14 protein-coding genes are annotated in these 18,776 nt (G+C 73.0%); 12 read left to right on the forward strand and 2 right to left on the reverse strand.

Annotation, left to right across the window (positions count from 1 at the left end; all coding sequences use genetic code 11):
* The first annotated feature begins 49 nt into the window (after window positions 1-49).
* Window positions 50-1,492: an MFS transporter gene (locus ACZ60T_RS12920; protein WP_365626740.1), complete on the forward strand. Its 1,443-nt coding sequence runs from the start codon at window positions 50-52 to the stop codon at window positions 1,490-1,492.
* A gap of 50 nt (window positions 1,493-1,542) precedes the next feature.
* Here ACZ60T_RS12920 and ACZ60T_RS12925 read toward each other — a convergent pair whose 3' ends face one another.
* Window positions 1,543-4,761 (reverse strand): tetratricopeptide repeat protein, encoded by a 3,219-nt coding sequence (locus ACZ60T_RS12925; RefSeq protein ID WP_469665896.1) that lies wholly within the window; start codon window positions 4,759-4,761, stop codon window positions 1,543-1,545.
* A 468-nt stretch (window positions 4,762-5,229) separates the two neighbouring features.
* Between ACZ60T_RS12925 and ACZ60T_RS12930 the strand changes: the two genes are divergently transcribed.
* The 7 genes from ACZ60T_RS12930 (at window position 5,230) to ftsH (ending at window position 12,656) form a co-directional block, all read left to right on the forward strand.
* The gene (locus ACZ60T_RS12930; protein ID WP_469666082.1) at window positions 5,230-6,261 is read left to right on the forward strand and encodes a PP2C family protein-serine/threonine phosphatase; all 1,032 of its coding nucleotides are present in this window, start codon (window positions 5,230-5,232) and stop codon (window positions 6,259-6,261) included.
* A gap of 159 nt (window positions 6,262-6,420) precedes the next feature.
* Window positions 6,421-6,666: a ferredoxin gene (locus tag ACZ60T_RS12935; protein WP_365626746.1), complete on the forward strand. Its 246-nt coding sequence runs from the start codon at window positions 6,421-6,423 to the stop codon at window positions 6,664-6,666.
* Entirely contained in the window at window positions 6,656-8,050 is a 1,395-nt protein-coding gene (locus tag ACZ60T_RS12940; protein WP_469665897.1) for an NAD(P)/FAD-dependent oxidoreductase, read from the forward strand. Before ACZ60T_RS12935 ends, ACZ60T_RS12940 begins: the two co-directional genes overlap by 11 nt.
* A 115-nt stretch (window positions 8,051-8,165) precedes the next feature.
* A complete protein-coding gene (locus ACZ60T_RS12945; RefSeq protein ID WP_469665898.1) occupies window positions 8,166-9,416 on the forward strand; it encodes a cytochrome P450 in 1,251 nt (416 codons plus the stop codon).
* 72 nt (window positions 9,417-9,488) lie between these two features.
* Complete coding sequence (locus tag ACZ60T_RS12950; RefSeq protein WP_469665899.1) at window positions 9,489-9,935, forward strand: universal stress protein; 447 nt, start codon at window positions 9,489-9,491, stop codon at window positions 9,933-9,935.
* A 40-nt stretch (window positions 9,936-9,975) separates the two neighbouring features.
* Window positions 9,976-10,434, forward strand: a complete 459-nt coding sequence (locus ACZ60T_RS12955) for a CBS domain-containing protein (RefSeq protein WP_469665900.1) — start codon at window positions 9,976-9,978, stop codon at window positions 10,432-10,434.
* A 128-nt stretch (window positions 10,435-10,562) separates the two neighbouring features.
* The gene (gene ftsH / locus ACZ60T_RS12960; RefSeq protein ID WP_469665901.1) at window positions 10,563-12,656 is read left to right on the forward strand and encodes an ATP-dependent zinc metalloprotease FtsH; all 2,094 of its coding nucleotides are present in this window, start codon (window positions 10,563-10,565) and stop codon (window positions 12,654-12,656) included.
* A 10-nt stretch (window positions 12,657-12,666) separates the two neighbouring features.
* Here the strand turns inward: ftsH and ACZ60T_RS12965 are convergent, their stop codons facing one another.
* Window positions 12,667-13,548 carry a universal stress protein gene (locus ACZ60T_RS12965; protein ID WP_365626768.1) on the reverse strand — a complete coding sequence of 294 codons (882 nt, stop codon included), beginning with the start codon at window positions 13,546-13,548 and terminating at the stop codon, window positions 12,667-12,669.
* A gap of 325 nt (window positions 13,549-13,873) precedes the next feature.
* On the opposite strand from ACZ60T_RS12965, the gene ACZ60T_RS12970 reads away from it, so the two are divergent.
* The 4 genes from ACZ60T_RS12970 to ACZ60T_RS12985 all read left to right on the forward strand — a co-directional run bounded on the left by ACZ60T_RS12970 (window position 13,874) and on the right by ACZ60T_RS12985 (window position 18,712).
* A complete protein-coding gene (locus ACZ60T_RS12970; RefSeq protein ID WP_365627389.1) occupies window positions 13,874-14,530 on the forward strand; it encodes a CBS domain-containing protein in 657 nt (218 codons plus the stop codon).
* A 76-nt stretch (window positions 14,531-14,606) separates the two neighbouring features.
* Complete coding sequence (locus tag ACZ60T_RS12975; RefSeq protein ID WP_469665902.1) at window positions 14,607-15,638, forward strand: hydroxyacid dehydrogenase; 1,032 nt, start codon at window positions 14,607-14,609, stop codon at window positions 15,636-15,638.
* A 161-nt stretch (window positions 15,639-15,799) separates the two neighbouring features.
* A complete protein-coding gene (locus ACZ60T_RS12980; protein ID WP_469665903.1) occupies window positions 15,800-17,560 on the forward strand; it encodes an enoyl-CoA hydratase-related protein in 1,761 nt (586 codons plus the stop codon).
* 63 nt (window positions 17,561-17,623) lie between these two features.
* Window positions 17,624-18,712 carry an NADH-quinone oxidoreductase subunit B family protein gene (locus tag ACZ60T_RS12985; protein WP_365626777.1) on the forward strand — a complete coding sequence of 363 codons (1,089 nt, stop codon included), beginning with the start codon at window positions 17,624-17,626 and terminating at the stop codon, window positions 18,710-18,712.
* Window positions 18,713-18,776 lie beyond the last annotated feature (64 nt).

The following is an 18,776-nucleotide window of genomic DNA, read 5'->3' on the forward strand; positions in this document are numbered from 1 at the left end:
TGCACATCCTTGTCTCCCTGTTCCCGAAAGACATTCGAGGAGTCCCCCTATGGGCGCCCCCCAGTCAACAGACCGCTCAGGCGGCGTGGTCGCCACCCTGGCGCTCGCCGGTATCACGGCGGCGATCATGCAGACCCTGGTCACGCCGCTGATCGCGAAGCTGCCGCAGATCCTGCACACCACGTCCTCGAACGCGGCCTGGGTGATCACGGTCACCTTGCTGGTGGCGGCGGTCTGCGTCCCGGTGTCCGGGCGCCTCGGCGACCTGGTGGGCAAGCGCCGCATGCTGCTCGTGTGCTGTGTGCCCCTGGTGGCGGGCTCGGTGGTGTGTGCCCTCTCCTCCTCCGTCGTGCCCATGATCGTCGGGCGTGGGCTACAGGGCATGGGCATGGGCATGCTGCCCCTCGGCATCGCCCTCCTGCGGGACGTGGTCCCCGCGGAGAAGCTCAGCTCCTCCATCGCCCTGGTGAGCGCCTCCATGGGCATCGGCGGCGCCCTCGGCCTGCCGATCGCCGCGGCGGTCGCCCAGTACGCGAACTGGCGCGTCCTGTTCTGGGGCTCCGCGGTCCTGGCCGCCCTTGTCTCGGTACTGATCTGGTTCCTGGTCCCGGACGTGCCGGCCGGCGCCAAGGGGCAGCGCTTCGACGTTCTCGGCGCCCTCGGTCTCGGCGTCGGCCTGGTCTGTCTGCTGCTCGCGGTCTCCAACGGGGCCGACTGGGGCTGGGGTTCGGCGACCACGATCGGGCTGTTCGTCGCCGCCGTCGTGGTGCTGCTGGGCTGGGGCCTGTGGGAGGTGCGTACCAAGGAGCCGCTGATCGACCTGCGGACCACGGCCCGCCCCCGGGTGCTGATCACCAACGTGGCGTCGGTCTTCGTCGGCTTCGGGATGTACGCCAGCATGCTGGTGTTGCCGCAGTTGCTCCAGTTCCCCAAGGCCACCGGTTACGGGCTGGGCCAGTCGATGCTGGCGGCCGGTCTGTGGATGGCGCCCGGCGGGCTCATGATGATGGTCGTCTCCCCGCTGGGCGGGATGCTCACGAACGCTCGCGGGCCGAAGTTCACCCTCATCAGCGGTGCCCTGGTCATCGCCGCGGGCTACGGCCTGTCCATGGCGCTCATGGGCTCCGCCTGGGGGCTGATGCTGGTCGGTATCGTCACCAGCAGCGGTGTGGGCCTCGCCTACGGTTCGATGCCCGCGTTGATCATGAGTTCCGTCCCGCTCTCCGAGACCGCCGCCGCCAACGGCTTCAACACGCTGATGCGGTCGCTGGGCACCTCGATCGGCGCCGCCGTCATCGGCGTGATCCTCGCCCAGATGACCACCACCATGGGGGGATACACCTTCGCCTCCGAGAGCGGCTTCCGTACCGCGCTGCTGGTCGGCGGCGTACTCGCCCTCGTCTCCGCGGGCATCGCGGCGCTGATCCCGGCCGCGCGCCCCGCCGGTGCCGAGCAGGCCGTCGCGCCCGAGCGGGCCGGGGCCGAGGCCTGACTGGCCTCCGGTGCGGTGAAGCGCGTACGGCCTCACCGCACCGGAGAGGGTCAGTTCCCTTCGGTCAGGACCGTCACCTCCGAGTCGTAGGCCACGGCCAGTCGCCCGTCGGGTGCCACCGTCAAGGCGTCGACCCCGGAGGTCACCACACTGTCGGCGCCGATCTGTTCACGGGTGGTCAGGTCCCATGTCCGGATCCTGCCGTCGTCGGCACCGGTGAGGGCGACCGTGCGGCCGTCGAGGACGGCGGTCGTGAGCGCGGAGGCCCGGACGTCGTGCACGGCCAAGGGCTCGCCCACGGCCGTACCGGTCGCCAGGTCCCACATCCGCAGGACCGCCCTGTCGCTCACGTCGTAGGTCGTGACGAGGACCGGGCGGCCGTCGAGGACCACGATCGCCACCCCGTCGAGGTACTCGTCGGGGTCGTCTTCGTCGTCCTCCGGTTCGGGGAGTTCCTCGCGCTCGTCGTCCTCGTCCAGCGTCTCCAGGACGGTGAAGCGCGTGCCGACCTGGGTGCCCGTCGCCAGGTCCCAGACCAGGACCACACCGGAGGCGTCCACGGTGACCACGACGGGCCGGTCGTCCAGCCGTGCGAGGACCACGCCCTTGACGCCGTCGACATGGCCCGGCAGCGGCCCGTGCAGCAGTCGACGGGTGGTCAGATCCCAGAAGTGGACCTCTCCGTGCAGGCCGCCGGTGATCAGGACGGGACGGCCGTCGACCTGTGTCGTCGCGAGGGAATCGACTCCGCCGTCGAGCGTCAGCGGTTCGCCCAGGGGGGCTCCGGTGGCCGCGTCCCACAGCCTGACGTCCTCGTTGTAGGCGCCGGTGACCACCGTGAGGCGGCCCTCGATCTCCGCCGTCGTCACGGCCCGCAGGATGTTCCGGTGGCCGACGAGCGGTTCACCGACCGGCTCGCCCGTGGCCAGGTCCCATATGCGGCCGGTGCCGCCCTGGTCGACGCTGACGAGCAGAGCGCGGCCGTCCAGTTCCGTCGTCGTGAGCGAGGCCACGGAGTCGTCATGGCCGGACGGCGGGTCGGACGGGGGCGCGTCGAGGGGCGGTTCCCACACCCGGAGCTTGCCGTCGGCGCAGGCGAGGACGGCGAGGGGCCGCCCCTCGGCCTCGGCGACGGCCACCGCGGAGACATAGCCGACGGGCCCGGTGAAGACGGACCCCAGCTCCTCGCCGGTGGCCAGGTCACGGATCCGGGCCACGCGGACCGAGCCGCCGGTGACCACGAAGGGATGGCCGTCCGACCAGGCCAGGGCCACGCCTTGGGCCCAGTTGACGTCACCCGGGAGCGGCGCGCCCACCGCCTCGTCGGTCGCCAGGTCCCAGACGACGACATCGCCGCCGAAGCCGCCGGCGATCCCGACCGTGCGGCCCTGCACGACCGCCGTCGTCAGACACTCCACCGAGCCGTTCCGGAGGTCGAGCGGCTCCTTGACCTGCTTGCCCTTGGCGAGATCCCAGAACCGTACGAACCCCTTGGCGTCGCCCACGAGCGCCACCGTCCGGCGGCCGACCACCGCCGTCGCCAGCGCCCGTACCGACGCGCCGGAGGTCAGAGGCGCGCCGACCTGCTTGCCCGTGGCCAGGTCCCAGACGCGTACGGTGCCCCGGTCGTCGCCCGTGACGGCCATGGCACGGCCGCGGACCACGGCCGTCGCCACCGCGGTCACCCAGTCCGGGTGGTCGGCCAGGGGCGGGCGGACGGCCTGGCGCGTCGTCATGTCCCAGACGCGTGCGGTCCGGTCGCGGCCTCCGCTGACCAGCAGCGTACGGCCGTCCACCACGGCCACGGCCAGAGAGGTCACCTCGGCCTCGTGCCCCCGCAGGGCCGTACCGCTCTCCTCTCCGGTGAGCAGGTCCCCTACGCGGATCACGCCGTCCGCGCCGCCGGAGACCGCGACCGGACGGCCCTCGACCGTGGTCGTGAGCACGCAGGTCACCGAGCCCTCATGGGCCGCCATGGTGAAGCGGAACCCGCCGAGCTGTGTGCCGGTGGACCACGCGACGCGGCCCCACCGAGGGGCGGGGGCGTCCGGCAGCGGCACCGCGCCGATCCGCGCCGACAGCGCGAGGTCCCCGCGGCGCGCGGCGTCCAGCGCGAGCACCTGGCGGCGTACGGCGGCGGAGGCGGGGGCGTGCACCTCGGCCGAGGTCCGGTACACCTCGGCGACCGGGCCCGGCGCCAGGTCGAGCAGGGGCATGACCGTGGCCGGGTCGGCGGTGACCAGGAACCGCGCGTCGTCGGTCAGCGCGCCGCGCAGGTGAAAGGCGGCCTCGTGGGCCAGGTCCGGGTCCGCTCCCTCGGCGGCGGCGCGCAGTTCGCCGACCGCCCCCTCCGTGTCGCCGGACTCGACGAGCAGCGTGCCGAGCACGAGCCGGGCCCGCTGCACGTGCCGGTGCGCCGGGGCCTCGGCGACGGTACGCAACCGCCGTTCGGCTTCCCGCAGGTCGCCCTCCGCCTGGTACATCCGGGCCACGTCGATCGCCACCGCCGCGGCGAGGTGGGGGTCCGGGTCCGCCTCGGTCAGCGCCTCCAGGCACGCCCTGGCCTCGTCGTACGCGCCGAGTTCGGCGAGCACCTCGCTCAGCGCTATGCGTGCCCGCTCCGCCATCGCGGGGCTGTCGACGCCCATGGCCTCCTCGTACAGCTCGCGGGCCGCGGCGAGGTCACCGGCGCGCTGCGCCAGCACGGCGAGGTCGAACGCGGCGCGCGGGGCGACGGACGCCTGCCCGGACGCGTGCGCCCGGCGCAGCAACGGCAGCGCGCGCTCGTCCTGGCGGGCCTCCACGTACAGATGACCGAGGCCGACGGCGGCGTTCACCGCCACCCGCTCCACGCCGGAGTCGGCGGCCAGGGCGAGATGTTCGGCCGCCCGTTCGAGGTCGCCCGTTCGGGTGTAGATCACGCCGCGGTGGTAGGCGACGTCCGGTTCCGCCTCCGCTCCGACGAGGGCCAGCGCGCGGTCCAGCGCCGCGAGGGCCTCGGCGTAGCGGTCGTTCGCCGTCTCCCACAGGCAGGTGAAGATCTCGGCCCCCGCCACCATGTCGGGCTGCCCGCCGGCCCGCGCGGCCTCGGCCAGCCGCATCGCCTCCTCGATCCGGCCGTCCAGGATCAGGTGGTCCAACCGCTCCGTCAGGCTCGCGTAGGTCATGCCCATCGTCGCCAGCGTGCCCTGGAGCGCGTCGAGGTTCTGCCCGAGGCGCCGCTCCCGTCTCCTGCGCAGCCAGCCTCCGCGTCCGCTCGCGTCGTTCATCGACCGTGTTCCTCCCCGTCGTGCCCTTGACCGGTGGCCACGCAGCGTACGCGCGGCCGTCCCGGTGCACCTGACTCTTCGTCAAGTCGCCAGCCAGGCAAGGATCTTGACACCGGACCGGGGTCGGCGAACACCCCGATACGCGAGCGGTCCGCGCGGACGTGGCGTCCGTCCCGGCGGGCGCGTCCGCGTCATCCGCGCGCCCCGCAAGGGAACACGATCAGGTTTTCATCCGTACTTGTGATAGAGGCCTGACAGCGATGTCTGCGACGATGGATCTTGCTCGTGTGCGGGGCCCTCGGGTACAGGGCCCGCGTGCGCGGGGCGAAGGAGAGCCGACAGCAGGCTGTCGGGGCGCAAGGCGCGGGGCGAACGCGGATCCGCACGGGGGCGTCGCCGACGCACTGGGGAGGGCATGTGGAGAGGTACTACCGCCGTTCGACGGTGCTGTCCGTGCTGCCCTTCGCCATGATGGCCGCGGTCGGCGCGGCCGATGTCGCCGCCGGACCCTCTCTCGGCTTCCTGCCCCTGATGTCCCTCGGCCCGGCCTTCGCCTCACTGGTGGGCGGCTGGCGGCGCACCGCGGGCATCGGCGTGATCGCGCTGCTGCTCTGCGCGGGCCTCGGCTGGTACGAGGAGCTGTCCGACGTCCGGCGCGGCTCCATGACCCTCGCCTCGGTCATCGGCGTCACCGCGGCGGGGCTCGTGGCCGTGTCCATGCGCCAGAAGCGGGAGGCGGAACTCGACAGCGTCCGCTCGATCGCCGAAGCGGCGCAGCGCGTGCTGCTCAAGCCCGTGCCCCGGCTGGCCGGGCAGGTCCGTGCGGCCGTCTCGTACATGTCCGCGGTCGCCGAGGCGCGGATCGGCGGTGACCTCTACGAGGTCGTCGCCACCCCGCACGGCGTACGGGTCATCGTCGGTGACGTCCAGGGCAAAGGGCTGGAAGCCGTGGAGACCGCGGCCGTGGTGCTCGGCGCCTTCCGCGAGGCGGCCCCGGACGAGACGGACCTGGCGGAGGTCGGGCGCAGACTGGAACGCGCCGTCGACCGGCAGTTGGACGGCGAGAAGTTCGTCACCGCCATCCTCGCCGAGGTGAGAGGCGAGGAGGCCACCTTCCTCAACTTCGGCCATCCGGCACCCCTGCTGATCCGCGCCGACACCACCGTCGCCTGGCCCGAACCCCCCAGCTACGCGCTGCCCCTCGGCCTGGGCGCGCACGGGACGGTGCGCCCGGAGCCGTACGGCACGGACTTCCTCCCCGGCGACCAACTGCTCCTGTACACCGACGGGATCACCGAGGCCCGGGACGAGGACGGCCGGTTCTATCCCTTGGAGGACCGGGCCCACCTGCTCAAGGACAACGATGCCGAGTCCGCGCTGGAGACCCTGCGCCAGGACCTGCTGCACCATGTGAACGGCCCGCTCCACGACGACGCCGCCATGCTTCTGCTGCGCCACCGCCCGCACCACTGCGGAACGACCCCGGACGCCGGACTCTAGTAGCGCGTCCCGCGCGCCCGGTCACTCCTTCGGCGTGCCCCGGAGCGCGGGGTCCCGCTCCGTCTTCGATGCTGGCCTGTGGGGAGATGACCGCCGTCCGGGGCGCCCGCCGCGCCGTGGTGCTCCACGGACCTGGCCGCCGGAAGGGGCGGAGTGCGGATGAGGCTTGTCGTCGATCTCAACAGATGCCAGGGATACGCGCAGTGCGTGTTCTTCGCGCCGGACGTCTTCGCCCTGCACGGTGAGGAAGCGCTCGTCTACGACCCACACCCCGACGAGGCGCAGCGGGAGCGACTGGCCCGCGCCGTCGCGGCCTGCCCGGTGCAGGCGATCACGGCCGAGGGGCTGGACGGCACGGGCGAGACGGCCGCCGGGACCGGAGAGGCGGTCCTCCATGGCCGGTGACGACTTCCTGCGATGGCTCAGACGCGAGGGCCGGATCGTGATCGTCGGGGCCTCGCTCGCGGGACTGCGGGCCGCCGAGACCTTGCGCGCCGAGGGGTTCGCCGGTTCCCTCACGCTGATCGGTGACGAGCCGTACGAGCCCTACGACCGGCCGCCGCTGTCCAAGGCGGTGCTCCTCGGCGAGGCGTCCCCGCACCACACCGAGCTGCCCCGGCGCCGGGAGGTCGACGCCACCTGGCGGCTCGGCGTGGCGGCGACCGGCCTGGACACCGCGGCCAAGCGGGTGCGCCTCGCCGACGGCGACGAGGTGGCGTACGACCGGCTGCTCATCGCGACCGGCGTACGGGCGAGACCCTGGCCGAAGGAGTCGGAGGCCCGGCTGGACGGGGTGTTCGTCCTGCGCACCCGCGACGACGCGGCCCGCTTCCGGCGGCGGCTGGACTCCGCGCCGCGCAGGGTGTTCGTCATCGGCGCCGGCTTCACTGGTTCGGAGATCGCCTCCGCCTGCCGGGAGCGGGGCATCGAGGTCACCGTGGCGGAACGCGCGGGCGCGCCGCTGGTGGGGGCCCTCGGCGGGGTGATCGGGGCGGTGGCCGGGGAGTTGCAGCGCGAGCACGGGGTGGATCTGCGCACCGGGGTCATGGTCACCGCCCTGGAAGGCGACGGCGCGGGCCGGGTGCGGGCCGCCCACCTGTCCGACGGCACCAGCGTCGAGACGGACGTCGTGGTCGTCTCGCTCGGCGCGATCCGCAACACCGAGTGGCTGGCCGGATCCGGGCTCGGCGCCGGGCCCCGCGGCATCGCCTGCGACGCGGGCTGCCGTGCCTTCGACTTCCGGGGCATCGTCACCGACGACATCTTCGTCGCCGGTGACGTGGCACGGTCCCCGCACCCGCTGTTCGGCTACCAGTTCCTGTCCCTCGAACACTGGGGCAACGCCGTCACCCAGGCCGAGACCGCCGCGCACAACATGATCAGCGCCAGCTCCGAGCGGCGCCCGCACATCTGGGTGCCCGCGTTCTGGTCGGCGCAGTTCGGGGTGAACATCAAGTCGGTCGGCGTGCCCGGCATGGGCGAGCAGATCATGATCACGCAGGGGTCACTGACCGAGCGGCGGTTCGTCGCGGCGTACGGCTACCAGGGCCGGGTCATCGCCGCGGTGAGCTTCGACAACGCGCGGTGGCTGGAGTTCTACCAGCGGCTGATCGAGACGGCCGCGCCCTTCCCGACGGACTTCGCGACGGTGGACCGCCGCGCCGAGGGCCGGGCACCGATGCCGGCCGACTTCCCCGACCCGTCACTGCCGACGCACGGCCCGACCGTGACCCTCAGCGGCTACTCACCGGCCGACCGGCGCCTCGTCTTCACCCCGTCCCGCCACTGACCGCCGGGTGTCCACGGGGCGCCCGTACCCGTACTTCACAAGCCCTTCCGTCAAGAACCTCTCAGGAACCCGTACTTCAAGGACCCGTACGCGCCACGCCCACAAGGACCCCGCCATGACGCACGCCAACGCCTCGTTGCTGCACCGGATCACCGACTACGCCCATCGCGCCGACCCGTATCCGCTGTACGAGGAGTTGCGCAGGACGCCCGTGCTGCACGAGGAGGAGGGCGGTCCCTACCTCATCAGTTCCTACTGGGACATCGCCGGGCTGCTGCATGACCCGCGGGTCAGCTCCGACGCCGCCAACCTCGCCGCCGCGGGCGCCGACGTCCTCGGCGGGCCGGACGATACGGGGCTGCCGCCGAGCTTCATCCGGCTCGACCCGCCGGAGCACGACCGGTTGCGGCGGATCGCCAACCGCCCCTTCGGCCCGCCGCACAGTCCCCGCCTGCTCGACTCCCTGCGCGACGAACTCGGCGAGATCGTCTCGGGCCTGATCGACGGCTTCGGGGACGCGCGCGAGGTCGACCTGGTCGACCAGTTCGCCTACCCCTTCCCGGTGACCGTGATCTGCCGACTGCTCGGCGTGCCCCGCGAGGACGAGCCGCGCTTCCGCGCCTGGGTCGACCCGATCGTCGCCAACCTGGACCCGGACCCCGAGGCGGACGAGGCCGAGCGGCTGCGCGCCGCGCAGGAGGCCCGCACCCAGTTGGGCATGTACTTGGCGGGGCTGGTCGAGCAGCGGCAGCGGGAACCCCGTGACGACATGCTGTCCGCGTTGGTGACGAGCCATGGCCCGGACGGCCCCATGAGCGTGATGGAAGTGCTCAGCACCGCCGTGCTGTTGCTGATCGCGGGCCATGAGACGACGGTCAACCTGATCACCAACGGCATGCTCACGCTGCTGCGCCATCCCGAGGTCCTGCGCCGGCTGCGCGAGGACCCGGACCTCGTCGTCCGGATCGTGGAGGAACTGCTGCGCTACGAGCCACCGGTGCAGCTCGTGCCGCAGCGCACCTGTGTCGCGGACATCGAGGTCCGCGGGGTCACCATCCCCAAGGGGTCGAGGATCTGGCTGGTTCTCGCCGCGGGCAACCGGGACCCGGAGCGCTTCAAGGACCCCGACCGGTTCGACCCGGACCGCGAGGACATCCAGCACCTCGGCTTCGGCAGCGGCATCCACAGCTGCTTCGGGGCGCCGCTGGCCCGGCTGGAGACCCAGATCGCCCTCACCGCGCTGGCCCGCAGGCTCGACAACCCCCGGCTGCTCGAGGACCCGCCCCCGTACCGGCGGAACGCGGTGCTGCGCGGCCCGCGCCATCTGCGGGTCGGCTTCGACGGGCTGCGCCCGGAGCGTTCGTAGGAGCCGCGTTCGTAGAGCCGTGTTCGTAGGACCGAGAGGGCACCCGCAGATCAGGAGAGAGAGGTGGGAGACATGGGGCAGGACGTCTCAGGGGCTCGTGTGGTGGTGGGCGTCGACGGATCGCCGTCCTCGCACGCCGCGCTGCACTGGGCCGTGCGCTACGCCGGGCTCGTCGGCGCGAGCGTGGACGCGGTGGCCGCGTGGGAGCTGCCGGGGATGTACGGCTGGTCGGCTCCGGCCGTGGACGCCGACTTCGACGAGGAGGCCGCGCGGCAGGAACTGGTCCAGGAGCTGAGGGACGTGCTCGGCGAGCAGGGAGCGGCCTCGGTGAGGGCGCTGCTGGTGCGCGGCCACCCCGCCGATGTGCTCCTGAGAGCGGCGCGGCAGGCCGACCTGATCGTCGTGGGGAGCAGGGGGCGGGGCGGGTTCGCGCGGGCCCTGCTCGGCTCCGTCAGCCAGCAGGTCGCCCAGCACGCCCACTGCCCCGTCGTGATCGTCCGCCCCGAGGCGGCCGGATGAGGACACCCCCCGCCCCTCGCTCTCGCGGAGGAGTCCACGCGTGAAGGTCTCCGAGGTCATGAGCGCTCCGGCGGTCGCCGTCCCGCCCGCCACCTCCCTCGCGGAGGTGGCCCGGCAGATGGACGCGAACGGGGTCGGTTCGGTGCTGGTCGTCGAGGGCGAGTCGCTGCGGGGCATCGTCACCGACCGCGACCTCGCCGTCCGCGGCCTGGCCGGCGGCCTGGACCGGGAGGCCCGGGTGGACGCCCTGATGTCGCGGCGGGTCATCACGGTGAACGTGTCCGACGACGTCCATGTGGCGTACCGGGCCTTCCGCGGCTTGGGGGTGCGTCGGCTGCCGGTCCTCAGCGGGCACCGGGTGGTGGGGATGCTGACCGTGGACGACCTGCTGCTCGACGTCTTCCAGCGGCTGGCAGCCCTGCTCGGTCCCGTCGCCTGGAGCATCCTCGAGGAGCCGCCCGGACCGCCGCCGGCGCAGGGGCCTCCGCATGGAGTCTGAACCGCGCTCACGACAGCCCGACGAGCCCCGCGCCCGCGCCCGAGCCCGGCGCCCGAGGTGCTCCCGCCCGTTCCGAGGGACCATGAGATGAGTAGACCGGTGTCGTACGGCCGAGGAGGCGGTGCGCCGTGATCACGCGAGTGCGGATGCCGCACCGGCATCTCACCCGGCCGCCCGAGTCGGGGCCACCACGGGGCGGCTCCAGGCCGTCGAGGCAGCGGCGGCCACGGTCGGGCTGGCCGTGGTGGACCCTGCCGTTGGTCTGGGTGGCCTTCCTCGCCGTCCTGCTGCTCGTCCGCGCTCCGGCGGGGCCCGCGCCCGCGCATCTGACCTACAGCGACTTCGTCGGCAAGGTCGACGTCGGCCAGGTGAAGACCGTCGACATCAACGACAAGGGAGCCGTCAGCGGCACCCTGAAGAACGGGACGAAGTTCACGACGCAGCTCCCGACGGCGCTCGGCACCGGATCGCTCCAGCAGAAGCTCCAGTCCGAGCACGTACAGATCACCGCGTCCCAGGCCAGGAGCGGCGGCAACCCGCTCGTGTCGTTCGTGGTGGCCTTCCTCCCGCTGCTGCTCCTGTTCGGGTTCTTCTGGTGGATCGGACGCCGGGCCGCGCGCTCGGTGACCGGCGGGCTCAGCGCCATCGGCCGCTCCCGGGCGAAGATCATCGAGGCGGAGCGGCCCACCACCCGGTTCGACGACGTGGCCGGGTACACCGGGGTCAAGCAGGAGATCAGCGAGGTCGTCGACTTCCTGCGCAACCCCGCGCGCTACGCGGCGGCGGGCGCCAAGGGGCCCCGCGGCGTGATCATGGTGGGGCCGCCGGGCACCGGCAAGACGCTCTTCGCGCGTGCCGTCGCCGGGGAGGCCGATGTGCCCTTCCTGTCGGTGACGGGCTCCGCCTTCGTCGAGATGTTCGTCGGTGTGGGCGCCTCCCGCGTGCGGGACCTGTTCGACGACGCCCGCAAGCGCGCGCCGTCCATCATCTTCATCGACGAGATCGACGCCGTGGGTGCCCGTCGCGCGGGCGGCGGGCGGATCGGCGGCAACGACGAACGCGAGCAGACCCTCAACCAGCTCCTGGCCGAGATGGACGGCTTCGACCAGTCCACCGGCATCGTCGTCCTCGCCGCCACCAACCGGCCCGAAGCCCTCGACCCCGCGCTGCTGCGCCCCGGCCGCTTCGACCGCCAGGTCACCGTCCCGCTGCCGAACCAGGCCGAACGCGCCGCCATCCTGCGGGTGCACGCGCGGGGCAAGGTCCTCGCCCCCGACGTCGACCTCGACACCGTCGCACGCGCGACCCCGGGCTTCTCCGGCGCGGACCTCGCCAACCTGGTGAACGAGGGCGCGATCAACGCGGTCCGGGCCGACCGCATCCTGATCGAGCCGCAGGACCTCGACGCCGCGCGCGACCGTGTGCTGCTCGGCCGTCGCGAGGAGTCCAACGCCCTGCTGCCCGAGGAGCGCCACTCGGTCGCCGTCCATGAGTCGGGGCACGCCCTGGTCGCCGCGCTGTGCGAGCACGCCGACCCCGTCGCCAAGGTCAGCGTGCTGCCCTCGGGCGTGTCGCTCGGCGTCACCGAGCAGCTCCCCGAGGCCGAACGCCATCTGTACAGCGAGGCCTATCTGACCGACCTGCTCGCGGTCCGGCTCGGCGGCCGGGCCGCCGAACTGGTGGTCTTCGGCGAGGGGTCCAGCGGCGCCGCCAACGACCTGGCCGGTGCCACCCAGATCGCCACGCGCATGGTCCGGGACTTCGGCCTGTCCGCGGCCCTCGGACCCGTCGGCTATGCGACCGGCGGCCCGCGCTACCTCGGCGACACCGTGGAGGAGCCCCTCAGACAGCCGTACTCGGAGCAGACCCAGCGGATCATCGACCGGGAGGCCGCGCGCCTGCTGCGGGAGGCCGAGCAGCGGGCGACCGGGCTGATACGCGACCACCGCCGGGCCCTGGACCGGCTCGCCGCGCTGCTGGTCAGCCGCGAGACCATCGACGGCTCCGCCGTCCTCGACGTGCTGCGGCAGGAGGGGCAGGACCGGTGCGAGGGCGACGGGAACCTGGGGGAGAGCGCCGCCGACGACATCCGGCCCGTCACGCCGCCTCCCACGCCACGGGCGCGGGTGCCCGGCGAGCGGTACGGACCCGAGCCCGACCCGGCGGTGGACCGCGAGGATCCCGGCACCGACGGAGGCCCGAGCCCCGACGAGACGCCCTGACGCGAGCCGCTCACGCGGTGTGCGGCACGGTGATCACCGTGCAGTCGGCATGGCGCAGCACGCCCTGGCTCACCGAGCCGAGCAGCATGCCGGTGAAGCCGCCGTGGCCGCGGGTGCCCACCACCAGGCCCAGCGACTGAGCGGACGCCTCGGTCAGGATCTCCACGGGATGGCCGCTGACGACCTCTTGCCGCAACTCCACGTTCGGGAACCGCGTACTCGGCCCGGCGACAGTCTCGGACAGCATGCGCTCGCACTCCTGCCGCGCCGCCTGTGTGTCGAGCGCGCCGAGCAGCCGGGGGTGCCACGCGTACAGCGCGTGCAGCCCCGCGCCGTGCGCGGCGGCCTCCTCGATGGCGAAGTCGACGGCCGTGGCGGAACGCTCGCTGCCGTCCACGCCCACGACGAAGTACGGGTTCGACGGGGTGATGGGCTCCTCCGACTCGGGCACGACGACCACCGGGCACTGGGCGTGGGTGATGACGGGCAGGGCCACCGAGGCGGAGCCGAACAGCTCCTTCACCCGGCTGAGGTGCCAGGACCCCAGTACCAGGGCCAGGGCGTCCCGGCTCTGCTCCCGCAGGATCCACACCGGGTTCCCCTCCGCCAGCAGCCCGGACACCTCGATCTGCGGCTGCCGGGTCTCCGCGAAGTCCACCGCCGCCTTGAGGACCCGTTCCCCCTCTTCGTGCAGGGCCTGGTTCCAGGCCTCCCAGGAGGGCGGGATCTCCCAGCGCCGGAACCCGGCGGTCGGTACGCCCTCGGCGTGGACGAGGCGCAGCGGCACCTGGCGGCGTGCCGCCTCGTCGGCCGCCCAGGCCAGTGCCGCGCGGGTGCCGGGGTCGGCGTCGACTCCGGCCACGATCGGGAGGTGATCAGCCGGCAGGGTCATGGTCTCTCCAGCAGGTCGCCCCCCAGCGGTGGCCGACGGAAGGGGCCCGGGGGCCCGTCCCGTCTCTCTCATGAAAGACCCGCGTCGGCCGGGGTGCCAAGGGGGAGTCGTCCCGTCCCCGGGTACCCGCACGTGCGTTCCTGTACGTTCGGAGGGCAAGGGCGCCGGTGGGGAGAGGACGTTCGGGTCCCCGCCATGGGCTGTTCGGCCTCAGTCCGGAGGACGTTCGCGCGACTACAGTGATGGCATGCTTACTGTCAGCGTCGGTCTCGGGGCCGAGAAGAGCGAGGGGGCCCGGAGGCGACGGGAAGGAAGCCTGTGCGTGATGAGGAACCGTGATGTCGCCGACCTGATGACGCCCACCGCCGTGAGCGTACGGCCGGGCACGACGTTCAGGGAGATCGCACGCCTCCTCGACCGCTACGGCATCACCGCCGTGCCGGTGGTCGACGACGAGGACCGGCCGATCGGCGTGGTGTCCGAGGCCGACCTGCTGCGCAAGCAGACCTCGTCGTTCGTGGGGAACACCGCCCAGGACCTGATGACGAGCCCCGCCATGGTCGCGGAGCCGGAGTGGAGCGTGGTCCGCGCGGCCCGTGTGATGGAGCACCGCAGAATCAAGCGGCTGCCCGTGGTGGACGGCGAGGGCCGGCTGATCGGTGTGATCAGCCGCAGCGACCTCGTCCAGCTCTTCCTGCGCCGGGACCGCGCGATCCAGGAGGAGATCATCGAGGACGTCATCGTCCGCACGCTCGGACTCGCCCCCTCCGCGCTGACCGTCGAGGTCAACGACGGCCGGGTCACGCTGAGCGGCAGCGTGGAACGCAAGAGCCTGGTTCCCGTCACGGTACGGCTGTGCGAGGGTGTCGACGGCGTGGTGGACGTCGACGCCCGGCTCACCTACGACCAGGACGACACCGCGGACGACAGCGCGGGCGAGACCGCCGCGCACGGCGGGCCCCCGGCGGCCCGCAACGCGTGACACACGCGGGAAGACCTTCGGACGAACACCCGGCGCGGGGAGGCCCGATGCGTGAGCAGGTCGGCACGGGGCGCCGATGACGCCCGCGATACCGGGTCCCGGCTTCCGGCCCCGTACCGCGCTCGCCATGTCCCCGGACGCCGCTACGGCCGTCCTCGACCCGGAGTCGCTCGCGGCCTTCGGCGCGCTCTGCGACCTCGTACCGCCGCCCGTCCTCGACGACTTCACCACGCCACGGGCGCGGGCCGTCCTCGCCGAGGTCGATCTGCTGGTCACCGGCTGGGGCTGCCCTCCGCTGGACACGGACGTCCTGCGGGCGGCGCCCCGGCTGCGCGCGGTGGTGCACACCGCGGGCAGCGTCCGCGGCCACCTCACCGATGCCTGCTGGGAGTGGGGCATCGAGGTGTCCTCCGCCGCCTCGGCCAACGCCCTGCCGGTCGCCGAGTACGCCCTCGCGATGATCCTGCTCACCGGCAAGCACGTCCTCGAACGCGCCCGCGCCTACCGCGCCACCCGCACCCGCGACGACTGGCTGCGCACCCCCCGCACCGTCGGCAACCACCGCCGCACCGTGGGCATCCTGTCCGCCTCGCTCATCGGCCGCCGCGTCATCGAGCTGCTGCGCCCGTACGACATCGACGTACTCCTCCACGACCCGTACGTCACCGACGCCGACGCCCGTCAACTCGGCGTCACCCGCGTGGAGTTGGCCGAGCTGTTCGCGCGCGGCGACACCGTCAGCGTGCACACCCCGCTGCTGCCCGCCACCCGTGGACTGGTCAGCCGTTCCCTGATCGAGTCCATGCGCCCCGGCGCCGTACTGATCAACACCGCGCGCGGCGCCGTCGTCGACCAGGACGCGCTCGCCGAGGCCGCCGGGGCGGGCCGCGTCCGGGCCGTCCTCGATGTCACCGATCCCGAAGTGCTGCCGCCCGACCATCCGTTGTGGGACAGCGAGCACGTGCTCCTCACCCCGCACCTGGCCGGTTCCCAGGGCAACGAGTGGCGCCGCCTGGCCGACCTCGCCCTGGCCGAGACCGCCCGCTGGGCCTCCGGCGCCGCCTTCCAACACCCTGTGACCCGCGAACGGCTGCCGTTCCAGGCCTAGGGCCCGTTCGCGATCGGGCCGAGTGGCCGCCCGGTGCCCCGCAATTCGGGTGACCCCGCCGCCTGTCTACGAGGGCGGCGACCGGGCCTGGCCGACGATCGCAAGCGGCCGGGCACCTCTGCCCGCATCGTCGTCCGCCGGGAATCCGCGGGGAGCCCTTCGTGCACATCCTGCTCGTGGCCAGCGCGTTCAACAGCCTCACCCAGCGCGTCCATGCCGAACTGCGCGACCGGGGCCACACCGTGGCGGTGGAGTTGGTGCCCCTCCCGGACGGCTCGTGGCTCGAGACCGTACGGCGGCACGCGCCGGACCTCCTCCTCGCGCCGATGCTGACGACGGCCATCCCCCGGGAGGTGTGGTCCGCGTACCCGTGCTTCATCGTCCACCCCGGTCCCGTCGGGGACCGCGGACCGTCCTCGCTGGACTGGGCGGTGCAGGAGGGTGTGGGGCAGTGGGGGGTGACGGTCCTTCAGGCCGAGGAGGAGATGGACGCCGGGGCGGTGTGGGCGTCCGCCGCCTGCGTGGTGCCGCCGGTCGCCAAGAGCGACCTGTACCGCAACGAGATCGCCGACGCGGCGCTCGCGGCCGTCCTGCCGGCCGTGGAGCGCTTCGCCTCCCGGAGCCACACCCCACTCCCGCAGACCGCCGCCCGCACCCGCCCCTACCTCGACCAGCGCGTCCGGCGGATCGACTGGGCCGCCGACTCCACCCGGACCGTCGTCCGCAAGCTGCGCGCGGCGGACTCCCGGCCCGGTGTCCTGGACACGCTGTGCGGCGCCGAGTGGTATCTGCACGGCGGCCACCCCGAGGAGGGACTGCGGGGCACCCCGGGACATCTGCTGGCCACGCGGGCCGGGGCGATCTGCCGGGCGACGCGCGACGGCGCCGTCTGGATCCCCGAACTCCGACGCCGCCGCACCCCCGGACAGCCGCCCGAGGTCAAGCTCCCCGCGGTGTCGGCGCTCGGTGACCGGTTGCCTCCGCTGCCGGAGCTGCCCGCGCCGCTGGAGGCGGCATGGCCCACCTGGACGGACATCCGGTACCGGGAGGAGGGGAGCGTCGGCTTCCTGTCGTTCTCCTTCCCCGGCGGCGCGATGAGCACCGCGCAGTGCCGCCGCCTGCTGGCCGCCTACCGGGAGGCGTGCGCGCGCCCCACCTCGACGCTGGTCCTGGGCGGCGGGCGGGACTTCTTCTCCAACGGCATCCACCTCAACGTCATCGAGGCCGCCGCGGACCCCGCCGCCGAGTCCTGGGCGAACATCAACGCCCTCGACGACCTGGTCGAAGCGGTCCTGAGAACCACCGACCGGCTCGTGATCGCGGCGCTCGCGGGCAACGCCGCGGCAGGCGGGGTGATGCTGGCCCTGGCCGCCGACGAGGTGTGGTGCCGCACCGGCTGCGTACTGAACCCGCACTACCGGCTGATGGGCCTGTACGGCTCGGAGTACTGGACGTACACCCTGCCGCGCCGGGTCGGTGCCGCGACGGCGGGGCGCCTGCTGAGCGAGGCCCTGCCGCTGAGCGCCGTCACCGCCCACCGCATCGGGCTGGTCGACCGCGTGATCGCCTGCGAGCCGCGCGACTTCGCCGCCGAGTCCGGCCGCCTGGCGGCCCGGCTGGCATCGCTGCCGGGCACCCGGTCACGGATCGCCGTGAAGAAGGAGCGGCTCGACCTCCAGGAGAGCGAGGAGCCCCTGGCCGCCTTCCGGGAGCGGGAGCTGGCCAGGATGCACCGGACCTTCTTCGACCCCGAGGCCCCGTACCACGTACTGCGCCGCGCCTTCGTCCGCAAGGAGAGACCGTCCCGCACGCCCCCGCATCTCGCGCCCGCGTCGCCCGCGCGCACGGCGCAGCCGCACCCGGCCACGCTCCGCGTCACTGGAACGGACCCCGATGGCGTCTCGTCGCGGCCGGATGACTGATAGCAAGAAGACTGATGGTCGAATTGCCGTTCATATCCCTTACCTCCCTGAGGAGGCGGTCCCATGACAGCGGCCACCCCGCAAGCGGCCAAGGCGAAGGGCGCCCACGGCCAGAGCGGCGACGAGACGCCCACGATCCATATCCTCTGGATCAACGCCGGGTTGAGCTGCGACGGCGACTCGGTGGCGCTGACCGCCGCGATGCAGCCGAGCATCGAACAGATCGCGCTCGGTGTCCTGCCGGGGCTGCCCAAGGTCGCCGTCCACTGGCCCCTGATCGACTTCGAATGCGGCCCGGTCGAGGGCGCGGACACGTTCATCGAGTGGTTCTTCAAGGGGGAGCGCGGCGAGATCGACCCGTTCGTGCTGGTCATCGAGGGGTCCGTACCCAACGAGCAGATCAAGCGCGAGGGCTACTGGTGCGGGTTCGGGGACAACCCCGAGACGGGGCAGCCGATCACGACCAGCGAGTGGATCGACCGGCTCGCGGACAAGGCGACGGCGGTCGTCTGCGCCGGTACCTGTGCCACGTACGGCGGTATCCACGCCATGGAGGGCAACCCGACCGGCGCGATGGGCGTGCCCGACTACCTCGGCTGGGACTGGCGCTCGAAGGCGGGCATCCCCATCGTCTGCGTCCCGGGCTGCCCGATCCAGCCCGACAACTTCGCCGAGACGCTCACCTACCTCCTCTACCAGGTGGCCGGTTCCGCCCCGATGATCCCGCTGGACGACAAGCTGCGCCCGACCTGGCTGTTCGGGGCCACGGTGCACGAGGGCTGCGACCGCGCGGGCCACTACGAGCAGGGCGTGTTCGCCGAGCGGTACGACGACCCCACCTGTCTGGTCCGGCTCGGCTGCTGGGGCCCGGTCGTCAAGTGCAATGTGCCCAAGCGGGGTTGGATGAACGGCATCGGCGGCTGCCCGAACGTCGGGGGCATCTGCATCGCCTGCACCATGCCCGGCTTCCCGGACAAGTTCATGCCCTTCATGGACCAGCCGCCCGGCGCCACGCTGTCCACGAACGCGAGCGGCGCCTACGGCGTGCTCATCCGCAAGCTGCGGGCCATCACGCTCGACACGGTGGACAAGGAGCCCAAGTGGCGCCACACCGGACGCAAGCTCACCACCGGCTACCGGCGCCCTTGGTGACACCGCCGCACCCCCCGACCCGTCCCCACCCTCCCGGACATCCCGCGCGCAGAAGGGCACGAGA

The sequence above is a fragment of the Streptomyces sp. NPDC104371 genome (assembly GCF_055583785.1).